The sequence below is a fragment of the Oceanibaculum indicum P24 genome (genome assembly GCF_000299935.1).
In the GTDB taxonomy this organism is placed as follows: Bacteria; Pseudomonadota; Alphaproteobacteria; order Oceanibaculales; family Oceanibaculaceae; genus Oceanibaculum; species Oceanibaculum indicum.
Window position 1 is genome coordinate 1 of record NZ_AMRL01000035.1, and the last position, 13,977, is coordinate 13,977.

Annotated in this window: 13 protein-coding genes and 3 tRNA genes; 9 read left to right on the forward strand and 7 right to left on the reverse strand. The window is 65.1% G+C overall.

The window, feature by feature from the left end:
• Nucleotides 1–94: 94 nt before the first annotated feature.
• A tRNA-Gly gene (locus P24_RS17425) sits at nucleotides 95–168 on the reverse strand.
• Between the two features lie 127 nt (nucleotides 169–295).
• Nucleotides 296–380: transfer RNA gene (locus tag P24_RS17430), tRNA-Tyr, on the reverse strand.
• A 206-nt stretch (nucleotides 381–586) separates the two neighbouring features.
• Here P24_RS17430 and rlmB point away from each other — a divergent pair.
• The 3 genes from rlmB (at nucleotide 587) to P24_RS17445 (ending at nucleotide 3,199) form a co-directional block, all read left to right on the forward strand.
• A complete protein-coding gene (rlmB, locus tag P24_RS17435) occupies nucleotides 587–1,450 on the forward strand; it encodes a 23S rRNA (guanosine(2251)-2'-O)-methyltransferase RlmB (protein WP_008946069.1) in 864 nt (287 codons plus the stop codon).
• 131 nt (nucleotides 1,451–1,581) lie between these two features.
• Nucleotides 1,582–3,063: a hypothetical protein gene (locus P24_RS17440; protein ID WP_008946070.1), complete on the forward strand. Its 1,482-nt coding sequence runs from the start codon at nucleotides 1,582–1,584 to the stop codon at nucleotides 3,061–3,063.
• Between the two features lie 61 nt (nucleotides 3,064–3,124).
• Nucleotides 3,125–3,199 (forward strand) — tRNA-Thr (locus tag P24_RS17445).
• Nucleotides 3,200–3,229: 30 nt separating this feature from the next.
• Here the strand turns inward: P24_RS17445 and P24_RS17450 are convergent.
• Nucleotides 3,230–4,045 (reverse strand): DUF4886 domain-containing protein, encoded by an 816-nt coding sequence (locus P24_RS17450; protein WP_008946071.1) that lies wholly within the window; start codon nucleotides 4,043–4,045, stop codon nucleotides 3,230–3,232.
• Between the two features lie 167 nt (nucleotides 4,046–4,212).
• Here P24_RS17450 and P24_RS17455 point away from each other — a divergent pair, with 167 nt between their 5' ends.
• A complete protein-coding gene (locus tag P24_RS17455) occupies nucleotides 4,213–4,683 on the forward strand; it encodes a thermonuclease family protein (protein WP_237740212.1) in 471 nt (156 codons plus the stop codon).
• Nucleotides 4,684–4,687: 4 nt separating this feature from the next.
• On the opposite strand, the gene P24_RS17460 is transcribed toward P24_RS17455, so the two are convergent.
• The 3 genes from P24_RS17460 to P24_RS17470 all read right to left on the reverse strand — a co-directional run bounded on the left by P24_RS17460 (nucleotide 4,688) and on the right by P24_RS17470 (nucleotide 7,455).
• On the reverse strand, nucleotides 4,688–4,951 hold the full coding sequence (locus P24_RS17460) for a PepSY domain-containing protein (RefSeq protein WP_040708303.1): 264 nt from the start codon (nucleotides 4,949–4,951) through the stop codon (nucleotides 4,688–4,690).
• Between the two features lie 60 nt (nucleotides 4,952–5,011).
• Nucleotides 5,012–5,725: an SDR family NAD(P)-dependent oxidoreductase gene (locus tag P24_RS17465; RefSeq protein ID WP_008946074.1), complete on the reverse strand. Its 714-nt coding sequence runs from the start codon at nucleotides 5,723–5,725 to the stop codon at nucleotides 5,012–5,014.
• Between the two features lie 74 nt (nucleotides 5,726–5,799).
• Entirely contained in the window at nucleotides 5,800–7,455 is a 1,656-nt protein-coding gene (locus P24_RS17470; RefSeq protein ID WP_008946075.1) for a Na/Pi cotransporter family protein, read from the reverse strand.
• A 257-nt stretch (nucleotides 7,456–7,712) separates the two neighbouring features.
• Here P24_RS17470 and P24_RS17475 point away from each other — a divergent pair, with 257 nt between their 5' ends.
• Both P24_RS17475 and P24_RS17480 read left to right on the forward strand, forming a co-directional pair.
• Entirely contained in the window at nucleotides 7,713–9,035 is a 1,323-nt protein-coding gene (locus tag P24_RS17475) for a solute carrier family 23 protein (RefSeq protein WP_008946076.1), read from the forward strand.
• 17 nt (nucleotides 9,036–9,052) lie between these two features.
• Nucleotides 9,053–9,307, forward strand: coding sequence for a hypothetical protein (locus tag P24_RS17480; RefSeq protein WP_008946077.1), 255 nt, complete (start codon nucleotides 9,053–9,055; stop codon nucleotides 9,305–9,307).
• A 76-nt stretch (nucleotides 9,308–9,383) separates the two neighbouring features.
• On the opposite strand, the gene typA is transcribed toward P24_RS17480, so the two are convergent.
• Nucleotides 9,384–11,204, reverse strand: a complete 1,821-nt coding sequence (gene typA / locus P24_RS17485) for a translational GTPase TypA (protein WP_008946078.1) — start codon at nucleotides 11,202–11,204, stop codon at nucleotides 9,384–9,386.
• A 195-nt stretch (nucleotides 11,205–11,399) separates the two neighbouring features.
• Here typA and P24_RS17490 point away from each other — a divergent pair, with 195 nt between their 5' ends.
• The 3 genes from P24_RS17490 (at nucleotide 11,400) to P24_RS17500 (ending at nucleotide 13,775) form a co-directional block, all read left to right on the forward strand.
• A complete protein-coding gene (locus tag P24_RS17490; RefSeq protein ID WP_008946079.1) occupies nucleotides 11,400–11,585 on the forward strand; it encodes a hypothetical protein in 186 nt (61 codons plus the stop codon).
• 177 nt (nucleotides 11,586–11,762) lie between these two features.
• The gene (locus P24_RS17495) at nucleotides 11,763–12,635 is read left to right on the forward strand and encodes a hypothetical protein (protein WP_008946080.1); all 873 of its coding nucleotides are present in this window, start codon (nucleotides 11,763–11,765) and stop codon (nucleotides 12,633–12,635) included.
• Nucleotides 12,636–12,842: 207 nt separating this feature from the next.
• A complete protein-coding gene (locus P24_RS17500) occupies nucleotides 12,843–13,775 on the forward strand; it encodes a ribose-phosphate pyrophosphokinase (protein WP_008946081.1) in 933 nt (310 codons plus the stop codon).
• Nucleotides 13,776–13,977 lie beyond the last annotated feature (202 nt).

Consider the following 13,977-nt stretch of genomic DNA (forward strand, 5'->3'; position numbering starts at 1 on the left):
ACTTCGCTTTAGCCATCGTGGCACGCTTCCTGTCTCAAAGTTCAACCAAACCACCGGGCTCAACCAACAACAGGCTGGCCGCCGGACGCGGAACTGGAGCGGGTGAGGGGAATCGAACCCCCACAACCAGCTTGGAAGGCTGGGGCTCTACCATTGAGCTACACCCGCCCGAAGATCTTCATCCGCCGACGGCGCCCGGCGGTTCGGGAACTTCCCGACTCACCCGGCCCCCACAACGGAAGACCAAACACCCCGGACGACTTGACGTCGCCGGGGAACGCATCGCCCAGGAACGTGGTGGAGGGGGCAGGATTCGAACCTGCGTACGCTATGCGGGCAGATTTACAGTCTGCTGCCTTTAACCACTCGGCCACCCCTCCGCTCCGTTTCGGAACAGCGTTTATCACGCTGCACCACCCCCGGCGCTGCGGGAGTGCGAAATATGGAGAAACAGACTGGCTTGTCAATGTGAAAACGCTGCCGCTCGGGCGAAAATAACCCGGCCTCCTGTTGGGCCTGCATATCGCCTGATGGAGATTATGGTTGCGCGCTTGCTCCACGCGCGCAGCACTTCTATTAAGGGGCCATGAAGCGCAAGCGCCCCTCCCCCTCCTCCGCCCGGCCCGGCCGCGAGAAGCCGGCCTCCCGGCCTGCATCGCATGACCGCCAGCAGGGCCATAAGCCGGGCCATTCTTCGGGCGGCCCCCGGCGTGGTGGCGCCGACCCGGCACGCTTCCTGTGGGGCGTGCATGCGGTGCGCGCGGCGCTGGCGAACCCGGCACGGCGCTGCCGGCGCCTGCTGGTTACGGCCCAGGCCCGCGAGAGCGTCGCCGACATCCTGCCCGCGACCCTGGCGGTCGATATGCTGGACCGTCAGGCGCTGGATGCGCTGCTGCCCGATGCGGTGCATCAGGGTATCGCGCTGGAGGTCGAACCGCTGGACGAACCCGATATCGAGGATGTGCTGGAGTCCGTTGCCCCCGATGCGCCGCTGCTGCTGGTCGTGCTGGACCAGGTGACTGACCCGCACAATGTCGGCGCCATCCTGCGCTCCGCCGCTGCCTTCGGGGCTGCCGCGATGATCGTGCAGGAGCGGCACAGCCCGCCTGTCACTGGCACGCTGGCGAAAAGTGCCTCAGGCGGCGTCGAGATCGTGCCGATGGTCCGCGTCACCAACCTTGCCCGCGCGCTCGACCGGCTGCGCGAGGCCGGTGTGTTCTGCCTCGGCTTCGATTCGGAGGCTGAGCATGACCTGCAGGCCATCGACCCCGGCGCCCGCGTGGCGCTGGTGATGGGTGCGGAAGGGCCTGGGCTGCGCCGGCTGACGCGCGAACGCTGCGACATGATGGCGAAACTGCCGACGCAAGGTCCGGTCGCCAGCCTGAACGTGTCCAACGCGGCGGCCATCGCCCTCTACGACATGGCGCGGCGTTTAATTAAAATCCCCTAAAAAACTTTATTAATCAGGGCTGTTCTCTGGACATTTTGGTCAGATTTGGGCTTCCTAAGCGGAGCCGAATACGCCTATACACGGCATGTGGCTCCACCCCGGAACAGATTGTTGAGAAGCGGCGATCCGACATGCTGCCCCAGACAGAAGAGCAACTGGCGAAAGCGGCGCTCTGCAAGGCGCCTGAGGATATATACAGCGTCAGCGCGCGTGAACTGATCTCGCGGCATTGCCGCAGCTTCCTCGACGCCATGCGGGCGACACCGACGGAACTGCTGTTCAGCGAGGATCTGCAAAAGAAGCTGGAGAATGCCGGCACCGCCTATTCCGGGGCCGTGCAGAAGGTCGCGATCGCCCAAGTCTCCGGTACCAAGAACCGCGATGTCGCCGGCCGCATCAAGGAAATTTTCGCGCTGTGCGACGGGGTGCGCAACCGTACCCTGGAGGCGGTGACCGCCATCCCGGTGGACCCGCTGGACCCGAAGCGGCTCAAGGAGCAGCTGGCCTTGCTTCCGGCCGAGGGGGAGCAGCGCCTGTTCCGCCTCAACCTGATGCTCGCCAGGGCGCTGCTGAAGGAAAAGGGCTGGGACGAAAAGACCGGCCTGCTGCTCACCCTCTGTGAGGCCGACCCGCCAGCTGCCGATATGGTGGCCCTGGATGTGGCCCTGTCGGAGATCATCCGGCTGCCGGCCGGCCTCGACACGATCATCGGCAAGCAGGGCAAGACGGTGGGCGAGCGCATCGCCCTGCTGAGCAAGCTGGCCTCCGGCAAGGCGGACGACCCGGCGCCGGTTCCGTCTGATCCGCCGCTGGCGCAGCGGCTGATGAACCTGCAGGCGCGCGCCGCACAGCCGAATGTCACTGCCGGCCTGCAGGCGCAGATGCTGGCGGCGGTCACCGGCACCTACCCGATGACCAGCGGATCAACGGCGGACGAATTGCGGGCGACGCTGGATGTTGCCCAGCGGGTGCGCCTGAAGAACGGGCAGTTTCTTGGCGGCGAGACGACGGAAGCGGCGCTGGCCCGACGCCTGTCGCGCCTGATCAACGACCAGAATATTCACGATCTGATGGTCGGCGCGCCGCGCCTGGCCGAGCGGCTGCAGCGCTGCCTCGACCTCTATCGCAAGATGATCGGGCCGCAGAACTACGATTTCCTGAAGAAATACATCGATTATCTGCTGCAGGAGCGCACCGTCGCCTCCGACGTGGCGCCGAAATCCGCCTCCGTGCCGGAGCGGCTGCGCGGCCTGACCGAGCTGCACACCATCCTGATGGGTGCACCACTGCCCTCCGTGTTCCGGGGCAAGCTGCAGCTGCGCATGGAGGAGATACAGAACAATCTGCTGGACGAGAGCGGCATCCTCGACCGCATCGTGAAGCGCGGCGGCAATTCGGCGGAAAAGGCGCTGCCGCTGATCGACCTGTGCTGCAACGACACCCTGATCAAAGGCTCCAACCTGCGCCGTGTGCGCGAGCTGGCGCAACGTCATATAAAGCAACCGGATTTCCTGCCCAGCATCCTCGCCGCCGCGACCGACGATGCGGACCGCGTGAAGCGGATGCAGGATTTGCATGACCGGCTGATCGAGGCCGGGCTGGCCAGCGACTGATTCCTTCCGCTTTGCCTTGAAGCGCGCGGCCAGTCTGGCTATGGTCGCGGCGCGAATGGACGCCGGCTTAGCACAGTGGTAGTGCAGCGGTTTTGTAAACCGAAGGTCGGGGGTTCAAATCCCTCAGCCGGCACCATTCCCCCCCGACCCTGCGATTTTCAGAAGTTTACTTCCGGGCGAAGAAGCCGGTCACCGTGTCCTGCGCCACCTGCTGCAGGAACGCCGCCGTCTTGGCATCGACCTGGCCGTAGGCGTCATAGGCGTTGCCGACCGGCGACTTGCCATAGATCGTGGCATAGACCGTGGCGGCAGCGAGGTAGCTGCCGAGCAGCGACGGATGGCTATGATCCTGGGCGTTGTGCAGCTTGATCTCCGGATCGCGCTTGTAGGCTTCATCGAAGGCAAGCCCCACCGGAATGACCAGCGCGCCCAGCTCATTGCCGGTCTTCACATAGAAATCGTCGATCAGCTGGGTGTTTTCCGGCTTTGCCTGCTTGTGCGGCGGCACATAGGCGTGGGTCATGTAGAGGGCGACCTTGCCGCCCCGCTCGGCGATGATCTTCGCATGCGCTGCGGCTGCCGTGCGGAAGTCCGCCTGCCGCTTTTCGGACAGGGCGGCGGCGCTGTGGCCCTGCAGGATCACCAGCTCGAACGGCTCCTTGATGCCGATCTGCCCCGGCCCGGTCAGCCAGTCCACATTGTGGTGCGCCAGCGTGGCGCCGCCGATGGTCGCCGACTTGTACTGCAGCGCCTTGCCGAGATCGGCATCGGCCGCCGCCACCATGCGGCGCAGATGGTTGTGCAGGCTGTCATTGTAATAGAGGTAGCTGTTGCCGACCAGCAGCACCCGCTTCGGGCTCTCGACCTGCGGGCCCTTCACCGCCGGCGCAGAGGCGGCGAGCGCAGCGCCGCTGACGGCCAGACAGAGCACGAAAGCCGAGGCCTGGGCCAGCAGACGCAGCTTCTTCAAGCTAATGGACATGGTGGGGGTTCCTCGAAGTTTGGTTTTTATAAGCAACCATCATACGAGGCCTCATCGATGCCCGGCAATCGGATCATTCTGCGCGCCGGAGAGGCGACTCAGGGCGCTGTCACACAACTTTTTGTTGGTTGCATATGCAGCAAAACAAATCTACCAATGCGCGCATCATGCATACGATGCGTCTCATCCTTACCTGCCTTCCGCTGCTATATGCGCCCGTTGCCGGCGCAACCGACCTGGCCTTGACCAGCCCGGTCACAAGGGCGCCGGCTGCCATCGCCGGCCCGGTGGAAGCGGCGTTCCTGAGCAATTACGATGGTGACACGATCACGGTGCGCGCCTGGATCTGGCCGCGCCAGTCGATCGAGACCGGCGTGCGGCTGGCCGGAATCGACGCACCGGAACTGCGGGGCCGCTGCGAGGCTGAAAAGCAGGCGGCACGCGACGCCCGGGACCGGCTGCATGCACTGCTGGCGCAGGCAAAGCGGATCGAGCTGCACGATATCGAGCTGGACAAGTATGGCGGCAGGGTACTGGCCCGCGTCGTCGCCGACGGGCAGGACATGGCCGCCGCGCTGGTCGGCGAAGGCCATGCCCGCCCCTATGCCGGTGATACCCGCAAGGGCTGGTGCGACTGAGCCTCTAGCGGCGGGCTTCCCCGGTCTTCGGGTCGAGCTTCAGCCTGACCTCACCGCCTTCCTTCGTGCGGTACTCGATCTCGTAATAGCCGTCATCGTCCCATTCCAGATCGTCGATGTAGCGGAAATCCGGCCGCTGCTCGATCTTGGCGACAATCTGCGACAAGGGCATCGCATCGGCAGGCGGCTGCATGTCCCGCGCTTCGGCAAGGCCTGCACTAGCAATGACAAAAGAGAGCGCAAGAATGGGAGCGGCAATCCGCTTCATATGATCCTCCTGTTTTGGTCGATATGAAGAAACGCCAGACAGGCCGTTCGGTTCCCCGTTTCAGAAACTCTCCACCCAGGGTCGCAGCTCCAGCTCCCAGCTCCAGGTGCTGCGATGCTGTCGGTGCAGGTCGAGATAGGCCCGCGCCAGGGCGTCCGGCTCCAGCAGCCCGTCCACACCGCGCTGCGGGCCACGCGGATCGTCCCCGCCCTGGCGTATGCCGCCATCGATCACGACATGCGCGACATGGATGTTCTTCGGCGCCAGCTCCCGCGCCATGCTCTGCGCCAGGCCGCGCAGCGCGAACTTGCCCATCGCGAAGGGGGCGGATTGCGGATAGCCCTTCACGCTGGCCGAGGCGCCGGTAAAGAGGATGCTGCCGTTCCCCATCGCCTTGCCATCAGGCAGCATGGCGCGCGCCGCCGCCCGGCCAACCAGGAACCCGGCATAGCCAGTCGTCATCAGCGATTCCCGCACCTCTGCGGGGTCAAGCTCGGTGATCGGCCCACGCACCCGGCGGCTGGCGTTGAACACCACCAGCGAGGGCGCGCCCAGCGTGTCCGCCACGGTGGCGAACAGCCGGTCCACATCGGCCGGCTGGCTGGCATCGCAGGCCACCGCCATGGCTCCGGTCTCGCGCACCAGTCCGATCAGCTTGTCGGTATTGCGCGCTGCCAGTGCGACCGCCATGCCTTCTTTGGCGCACAGCCGGGCCAGCGCGGCACTCAGCCCGCTGCCCACACCGACGATGATCGCGACTTCCCGGTCCGCCATGATTTTCCTTCTCCCTGAATTTTCTGGGAGGAGTGTATGACGATGTTTCCGCCGCTGTCAGCCGGTAGAACGCATCAGCTCTTCGCCTCGGTCAGGCGGCTGCGGCGCAGCGCGCCCAGCTGCTCCAGCAGCGGATAGGCCGTGGCGGCAATGTGCGATTCGATACGCTTCAGATCGCGCACGATGTCGAGATGCAGCTCTGTCGTCTCAATGCTTTCCGACCGTCCCTCGCGCAAACGCTCGAAATGTCGCTCTGTCGCCAGCTTCTCCAGATCGCGGAACTGCTCCTTCTCCGCCACCAGCTGCCGGGCCGAACGCAGGTCGCTGGCCATGAAGACCGAGATCGACAGCTTCAGATGCTCCAGAAGCCTGGCATGCATCTGGCGGATTTCGGCGAGCCCCTCCTCGGAGAAGCTGAGCTGCCGCTTGATCTTCTTGGACGCCAGATCCATCAGGTTGCGGTCCACGATATCGCCGATATGTTCGAGATTGATCGTGAAGGCCAGAATCTCCGACAGGCGCTGGCTCTGCTCCTCGTCCAGCTGCTCGCGGCTGACATCGGTCAGGTAGCGCTTGATCGCGCCATGCAGCGTGTCCAGCGTGTCGTCCATGCGGCTGATCTCGGAGACCAGCTTGCGGTCGCCGGTCTCGAACACGGTCTGCGAGCCGCGCAGCATGCGCTCCGCCGCGTCGGCCATGCGCAGCGCCTCGCGCGCCGCGTTGGTCAGCGCCACACTCGGATTCTCGATGGCCTCCCGGTCCAGATGCAGCGGCGCGCCCGGATCGAGCGGCCGCTCCGCCGTCGGGAACAGCTTCTTCATCAGCATCGCCAGCAGGGGCAGCGGCAGGATGAACAGCACCGCCAGCGCCAGGTTGAAGGCGGTGTGGAAATTGGCCGCGACACGCGCCGGCCCGCCATTCACGATTTCCAGCCATTCGACAGCATAGGGCAGCAGCGGCAGCGCGATGGCGCAGCCGACCAGACGGTTCAAAAGGTTGCCGACCGGCACGCGCAGCTTCTCGCGATCACCGCCCATCGCCTGCAGCACGGGGTTCAGCGCACTGCCGAGATTGGCGCCCAGCACCATGGCCAGCGCCGCCACCGGCGTGATCCACCCGGCCGCTGCCAGCGACATGACCAGTAGCACGGTGGCCACGCTGGCATGCGCCGCCCAGGTGAAGATGGCCGCCAGCAGCATCGTGACGATGGGGTCGCTGGTCAGCAGGTGCAGCACCTCCTTCATCTGCGGCGACATGTCGTGCGGCATCACGGTCTGGGTCAGCAGATGCAGCGACAGCAGCACAAGGCCAAGGCCGATGGCGACACGGCCCAGATCGCGCGTGCGCGTCTGCCCGCCCCGCTTGAAGGCGATCACACCGACCAGAATCAGGATCGGCGTCAGCAGCCCGATATCGAAGGACAGGATCTGCACGATCACCGTGGTGCCGACATTGGCACCCAGCATGATCGCCAGCGCGGGCACCAGATCGACCAGCCGGCCCGCCGCGAAGGAAGACGCCATCAGGCCGGTCGCGGTGCTGCTCTGCAGGATGGCGGTTACCGCGAAGCCTGCCGCAAAGGCCTTGAACCGGTTGTCGAGGCCACGGCTCAGGCTGCGCCTGAGGCCGGAGCCATAAGCGCGCAGGATGCCGCTCTGCACCATGTGGATGCCCCACAGCAGCAGTGCGATGAATCCCAGAAGCGTGATGATGACCTGTGTCGCCGGCATGGCCTGACATAATCTTGTGCGGAGGGGATGCGGCGGTTTGCATTCGCCGGTTCCCGATTGCTCATACGCCCTTCCGGCGAATCTTGTAAAGAAAATGTAACATTTCAGAAACAAAAGACCCAGACAGGCGGACAAGCCGCTCCTGCGGATAACGGACAGACGCGCAAAAGGATGCGTATCACGATACTTGCCTACCGCGCCGGGATGCCGTAAGGCGACGTCAACTCTTTGAACGACAGCCATCCGAAAGGCCGACCATGAGCGACAGCACCGCCACCGTCCTCGACGTGCATGAAAAGCCGGGCGCGGCCCTCTGGGGCCTGCTCAGCCTGCAGCATCTGTTCGCCATGTTCGGCGCGACGGTCCTTGTCCCGCTGCTGACCGGGCTGAACCCGTCCGTGGCGCTGGTCACCAGCGGCCTCGGCACGCTGCTGTTCATCGCCCTCACCAAGGGCCGCATCCCGGCCTATCTCGGCTCCTCCTTCGCCTTCATCGCGCCGATCCTGGCGGCGGCCGCCCTGCCCGGCCCGGACGGCCAGCCGCTGGGCCCGACCGGCGCCATGCTGGGCGCCTTCCTGGCGGGTGCGGTCTATCTGGTGGTGGCGCTGTGCATCAAGGGCTTCGGCGTTGGCTGGCTGCTGCGCCTGCTGCCGCCGGTGGTGACCGGCCCGGTGATCGTGGTGATCGGCCTTGGCCTTGCGCCGGTCGCCGTCAGCATGGCCTCCAACGACCCGGCCACCAGCGCCTATAGCGGCACGCACTTCCTGATCGCCGCCGCGACGCTGGTGCTTGCCCTTGCCTTCTCCGTCGTCATGCGCGGCATCTTCGCCGTGGTGCCGATCCTGCTGGCGATCCTCGGCGGCTATGTGATTGCCGCCTTCGCCGGCCTGGTGCCCTGGTCGGGCGAGGCGGGCATGCAGGCGAAGCTGGCCGCCGCCAGCTTTGTGGAGTTCCCGGCCTTTGCCGTGCCCTTCGTGACCTACGACCTGCCCTGGCAGCATTTTGCCACCATCGTGCTGCTGCTGGTGCCGGTCGCCATCGTGACCATCGCCGAGCATATCGGCGACCAGATCGTCATCAGCCGGGTGATCGGCCGCAACACGCTGGAGGATCCGGGCCTGCACCGCTCGCTGGCCGGCGACGGGCTGGCCACCATGCTGGCCGCCATCCTGGGCGGGCCGCCGAACACCACCTATGGCGAGAATGTCGGCGTGCTGGCCATCACCCGCGTCTTCTCCGTCTATGTCATCGGCGGTGCGGCGGTGATCGCCGTGCTGCTGGGCTTCCTGGGCGATTTCCGGGTGGCGCTGCAGTCGATCCCGGTGCCGGTGATCGGCGGCGTCGCCATCGCGCTGTTCGGCGTCATCGCGGCGTCGGGCCTGCGCACCATGATCGAAGGCAAGGTCGATCTGGGCGACAAGCGCAACCTGTTCATCGTCTCGATCATCCTGGTGCTGGGTATCGGCGGGGCCGTGGTGCATGTCGGCACCATCGCGCAGCTGTCCGGCACCGCGCTGGCCGCCATCGTCGGCGTGATCCTGAACGCCGTGCTGCCCTATAATGGCGGCAATTCCGAATAACGAGAGGGAGAGTCACGATGAAGCGGTTCGCGATACTGGCTTTCGCCTTGCTGCTGGCCGCCTGTGGCGATCCCAGCAAGGCCGACCTCGTGAAGAAGGCGGAGGGCGTCTCGACCAAGGCCGAGCTGGAGGCAAAGCTCGGCCGTCCTGACGATATCGCCAAGCTCGGCCCCATCGAGCAATGGACCTACAAGGCCAAGGACGGCAGCGTGCTGTTCGTCATCACCGGCGACAGCGTGGCGCTGCAGGCCACAGGTGGCAAGCGACAGTAGCCGACCGCCATCCCGCGAACAAAAAAAGCCCCCGGCCGAAACCGGGGGCTTTCTTATTCAAGCTGATGTAACGCGATCACGCATCCGCCGCCATCTTGGCGTGGCGCTTGCGCTCGTGGATATCGAGATAGCGCTTGCGCAGCCGGATCGATTCCGGCGTCACCTCGACCAGCTCGTCATCAGAAACATAGGCCAGCGCCTTTTCCAGCGTCATGCGGATCGGCGGGGTGAGCGTCACCGCCTCGTCCTTGCCGCTGGCGCGCATGTTGGTCAGCTGCTTGCCCTTCAGCGGATTCACGTCGAGATCGTTGCCGCGGCTGTGCTCGCCGATGATCATGCCGACATAGATCTTGTCGCCCGGATCGATGAACATCGGGCCGCGATCCTCAAGGTTCCACAGCGCATAGGCCACCGCCGTGCCGGTCTCCATGGAGATCAGCGTGCCGGTGCGCCGGGCCGCGATGGGCCCCTTGTAGGGCGCATAGGAATGGAACAGCCGGTTCATGATGCCAGTGCCGCGCGTATCGGTCATGAACTCGCCGAAATAGCCGATCAGGCCGCGCGACGGGCACAGGAACACCAGCCGCTGCTTGCCACCGCCGGACGGACGCATCTCCTGCAGTTCCGCCTTGCGCTGGGAGAGCTTGTCGACGACCGCGCCGGAGAATTCCTCATCGACGTCGATGACGACTTCCTCGATCGGCTCCAGCCGCTGGCCGGTCGCCTGGTCGGTCTTGAACAGCACGCGCGGGCGGCTGATCGACAGCTCGAAGCCCTCGCGGCGCATATTCTCAATCAGCACAGCGAGCTGCAACTCGCCACGGCCCGCCACCTCGAACGCGTCCTTGGAGGCAGATTCGGTGATGCGGATGGCGACATTGCCCTCCGCCTCGCGCAGCAGCCGGTCACGGATCATGCGCGAGGTGACCTTGTCGCCTTCCTGGCCCGCCAGCGGTGAGTCATTCACCGAGAAGGTCATGGCCAGCGTCGGCGGATCGATCGGCTGCGCTTCGGCAGGCTCGGTCACTTCCGGCGCGCAGATCGTGTCCGCCACTGTCGCCTTCTGCAGGCCGGACAGCGCCACGATGTCGCCGGCAACGGCTTCCTCCACCGGCTGGCGCTCCAGCCCGCGGAAGGCCAGCACCTTGGTGATGCGGCCCTGCTCGATAACCGTACCGTCGCGCGACAGCGCCTTCACGGCCATGTTCGGCTTGGCGACGCCGGAGATGATGCGGCCGGTCAGCAGGCGGCCGAGGAACGGGTTAGCCTCCAGCGTGGTGGCGAGAACGCGGAAGCCGCCCTCCTCCACCTTCGGCTCCGGCACATGCTCCAGGATCTTGTCGAAGATCGGCGCCATGCTCTCCTTCGGGCCTTCCGGATTCTCGGCGGCCCAGCCGGCCTTGGCCGAGGCGAACAGCGTCGGGAAGTCGAGCTGCTCCTCATTCGCGTCCAGCACGCTGAACAGGTCGAACATCTCGTCCTGCACCTCATAGGCGCGCTGGTCGGGCTTATCGACCTTGTTGATGACGACGATGGGCTTCAGCCCCAGCTTCAGCGCCTTGGCCAGCACGAACTTGGTCTGCGGCATCGGGCCTTCCGAGGCATCGACCAGCACCAGCACGCCATCGACCATGGAGATGATGCGCTCCACCTCGCCGCCGAAATCGGCGTGGCCGGGCGTATCGATGATGTTGATGCGCGTGTCCTTCCACTCCACCGAGGTACATTTGGCCAGGATGGTAATGCCGCGCTCACGCTCGATGTCGTTGGAATCCATGGCGCGCTCGGCGACCTTCTGATTCTCGCGGAAGGCACCCGACTGCTTCAGCAGGCAGTCCACCAGCGTGGTCTTGCCGTGATCGACATGGGCGATGATCGCAATATTGCGCAACTTCATGGAAACCGACCGTTCTGGAAAAGAAAAACGCCGGGCCGGTGCATCCGGCGCCGCGCGCGCGGCTTTATATAAACGCTTTCGCAAGTGCGAACAAGCGGCGATGCCGTAAATCGACATTGGCATATCGCGGCACGGCGATTGCTTGTCTCCCATGCGGCGGCGATACTGCCGCGGTCGAAAGCGAAGAGGCCGGCAATGAGTTCCAGTGAATTATGGCGTGCCAAGCGGCTGCGCGAACGGGTGGCGGGGCTGCGCTATACCGTGAAAACACAACGCCTCACCCCCATGAAGCTGGCTGAGGTTGAGCGCATGATCAAGAATCTGGAAGGCACCGCCGAGGAGCTGGAGCGCAAGAACAAGAAGCCGCGCCTGTTCGGCTAGGCACCTTTTGCCGCTCTGGACTCATCCCACCCCATCCGCCATATGCTTGCCGCACACACCGAGACGATTCCCGTCACGCACAGCCTGGAGTGATGGCTTCCGCCATGCCGCATCTCATCCTCTTCATGATGGCCTGCCTGCTGGGGCTGATGGTGAGCTGTGTCCTTCTTTAGAAGAATGCTTGGCTTTAGAAGCCTGCTTGGCCTGCTCGTCATCGTGCTGCTGGCCGCCTGCCAGCCGCTGCCGCAGCCTTTCCAGCCGGCCGACAAGGACCGCGCGGCCAATCCGCTGCTGGACCTGCCGGGCGGCGAGGGTGTCATGGTGCTGCCGGTCACAGGCACGGCGCCCGAGGCCGGACAGGAGGCCGCCATCGCGCTGGCCCGCGCCATCGCCAAGGCGCTGAACGATCAGGGCCTGCCGGCCAGCACGACGGGCAATGCCGCCAGCCTGATCCTGCGCGGCGAGGCAGAACTGCAGGAGCGCACTGACAGCCGCGACCGGGTACGCGTAGGCTGGACTCTGTTCGACGCCGCCGGCCGCGAAATCCAGCGCCATGAGAGCCTGTGGTGGGTGAACCGCCCGCACTGGGAACGCGGCACGCAGGAAACGCTGGCCGGGATGGCCGCCGAGGCCGCCCCGGCGCTGGCCCGCGCGATCCAGGGTGAGCCGATCCGCCAGGTGCCGGTGGTGGACGGGCTGTATATCTGGTCGGTCGATGGCGCGCCGGGCGATGGCAATGTCGCGCTGAAGCGCATGGTCGAAGCCTCGCTGAAGGAACGCGGGCTGCGCATCGCCGAGGCGATGGATGAGGATGCGCTGGTGCTGCTGGGTAGCGTGGCCATCGACCCGGTGCCGAACCGGAAACAGGACAAGGTGACGGTACGCTGGAGCGTGATCCGCCTGGACGGGCGCGAAATCGGCACGGTGGAACAGTCGAACCCGGTGCCCGCCGGGGCGCTGAACGGGGCCTGGGGGCAGGTTGCCTTCCTGGTCGCGGAGGCCGCCGCCGACGGCATCGTGCAGCTTGTCCAGGAAGCCGGGCGGCGCTGAATCCACTGCCTGCGACAGCCCTTTGCCTGCCCTGTGGATGAAATCGGGCAAACTCGTTTACAGGCGCATGACAGGTTGATAAAGTCCGCGCGCTTTTGGGGTGCCTGGGCGCCTGGCGGCAGCGCGCCTGACACATCCCGGCACAAGGCGGGCAATCACGCCGGCCCTTAATTCCAGCGATTGTCCCGACGGAAAGAGCGATCTGCCATGAAAGTGTTGACGGGGAACAGCAACCGGCCCCTCGCGGAAGCGGTTTGCGCCTGCCTGAACATTCCCCTCACCAACGCCAGCGTGAAGCGATTCTCCGATATGGAGGTCTTCGTCGAAATTCACGAGAATGTGCGCGGCGAGGATGTTTTCGTCATCCAGTCCACCTCCTACCCCGCCAACGACAATCTGATGGAACTGCTGGTGACGCTGGACGCGCTGCGGCGCGGCTCCGCCCGGCGTGTCACGGCGGTGCTACCTTATTATGGTTATGCCCGGCAGGACCGGAAGTCCGGCCCGCGCACGCCGATCTCGGCGAAGCTGGTGGCCAACCTCATCACCGTCGCCGGTGCCGACCGCGTGCTGACGATGGACCTGCATGCCGGCCAGATCCAGGGCTTCTTCGACATCCCGACCGACAATCTGTTTGCCGCACCGGTGTTCACCAAGGACATCCAGGAGCGCTTCAACGGCGAGGAACTGGTCATCGTCTCGCCGGATGTCGGCGGTGTGGTCCGTGCCCGCGCCATCGCCAAGCGGCTGAACGCCGACCTCGCCATCATCGACAAAAGGCGTGAGCGCGCCGGCGTGTCGGAAGTCATGCATGTCATCGGCGAGGTGAAGGGCCGGCACTGCATCCTGGTGGACGATATCGTCGATTCCGGCGGCACGCTGTGCAACGCCGCGGTCGCGCTGATGGAAAAGGGCGCGCAGTCGGTCGAGGCCTATGTGACGCATGGTGTGCTGTCCGGCGGCGCCGTGGCGCGCATCACCTCCTCCGCGCTGAACAGCCTGGTGACCACCGATTCGATCATGGCGACCGAGGCGATGCGGGTTGCCCGCAATATCCGCCAGCTCACCATCGCGCCGCTGATCGCCGAGGCGATGCAGCGCATCAGCGAGGAACGCTCGGTCTCCAGCCTGTTCGACTAAGACATACTCTTTTGGTTGTCATTCCCGGGCTTGTCCCGGGAATCCAGGGGTCAGCAAACTCGACCAACGATCCAGCTAGCGTAAGCCTGGACCCCCGCAACAAGTGCGGGGGTGACGGTTAGAAGATAGTAGAAACTTTCTAGTATTATCCGATCGAATCGGTATATAAGGCTGCCTTCCCGCACTGACGGGACCATGCCGG

What these genes read in the sequence shown, in the direction of transcription:
- rlmB (WP_008946069.1), top strand. Translation starts at nt 587, where the DNA reads ATGAAGCGCAAGCGCCCCTCCCCCTCCTCCGCCCGGCCCGGCCGCGAG.
- P24_RS17440 (WP_008946070.1), top strand. Translation starts at nt 1,582, where the DNA reads ATGCTGCCCCAGACAGAAGAGCAACTGGCGAAAGCGGCGCTCTGCAAG.
- P24_RS17450 (WP_008946071.1), bottom strand. Translation starts at nt 4,045, where the DNA reads ATGTCCATTAGCTTGAAGAAGCTGCGTCTGCTGGCCCAGGCCTCGGCT.
- P24_RS17455 (WP_237740212.1), top strand. Translation starts at nt 4,213, where the DNA reads ATGCATACGATGCGTCTCATCCTTACCTGCCTTCCGCTGCTATATGCG.
- P24_RS17460 (WP_040708303.1), bottom strand. Translation starts at nt 4,951, where the DNA reads ATGAAGCGGATTGCCGCTCCCATTCTTGCGCTCTCTTTTGTCATTGCT.
- P24_RS17465 (WP_008946074.1), bottom strand. Translation starts at nt 5,725, where the DNA reads ATGGCGGACCGGGAAGTCGCGATCATCGTCGGTGTGGGCAGCGGGCTG.
- P24_RS17470 (WP_008946075.1), bottom strand. Translation starts at nt 7,455, where the DNA reads ATGCCGGCGACACAGGTCATCATCACGCTTCTGGGATTCATCGCACTG.
- P24_RS17475 (WP_008946076.1), top strand. Translation starts at nt 7,713, where the DNA reads ATGAGCGACAGCACCGCCACCGTCCTCGACGTGCATGAAAAGCCGGGC.
- P24_RS17480 (WP_008946077.1), top strand. Translation starts at nt 9,053, where the DNA reads ATGAAGCGGTTCGCGATACTGGCTTTCGCCTTGCTGCTGGCCGCCTGT.
- typA (WP_008946078.1), bottom strand. Translation starts at nt 11,204, where the DNA reads ATGAAGTTGCGCAATATTGCGATCATCGCCCATGTCGATCACGGCAAG.
- P24_RS17490 (WP_008946079.1), top strand. Translation starts at nt 11,400, where the DNA reads ATGAGTTCCAGTGAATTATGGCGTGCCAAGCGGCTGCGCGAACGGGTG.
- P24_RS17495 (WP_008946080.1), top strand. Translation starts at nt 11,763, where the DNA reads ATGCTTGGCTTTAGAAGCCTGCTTGGCCTGCTCGTCATCGTGCTGCTG.
- P24_RS17500 (WP_008946081.1), top strand. Translation starts at nt 12,843, where the DNA reads ATGAAAGTGTTGACGGGGAACAGCAACCGGCCCCTCGCGGAAGCGGTT.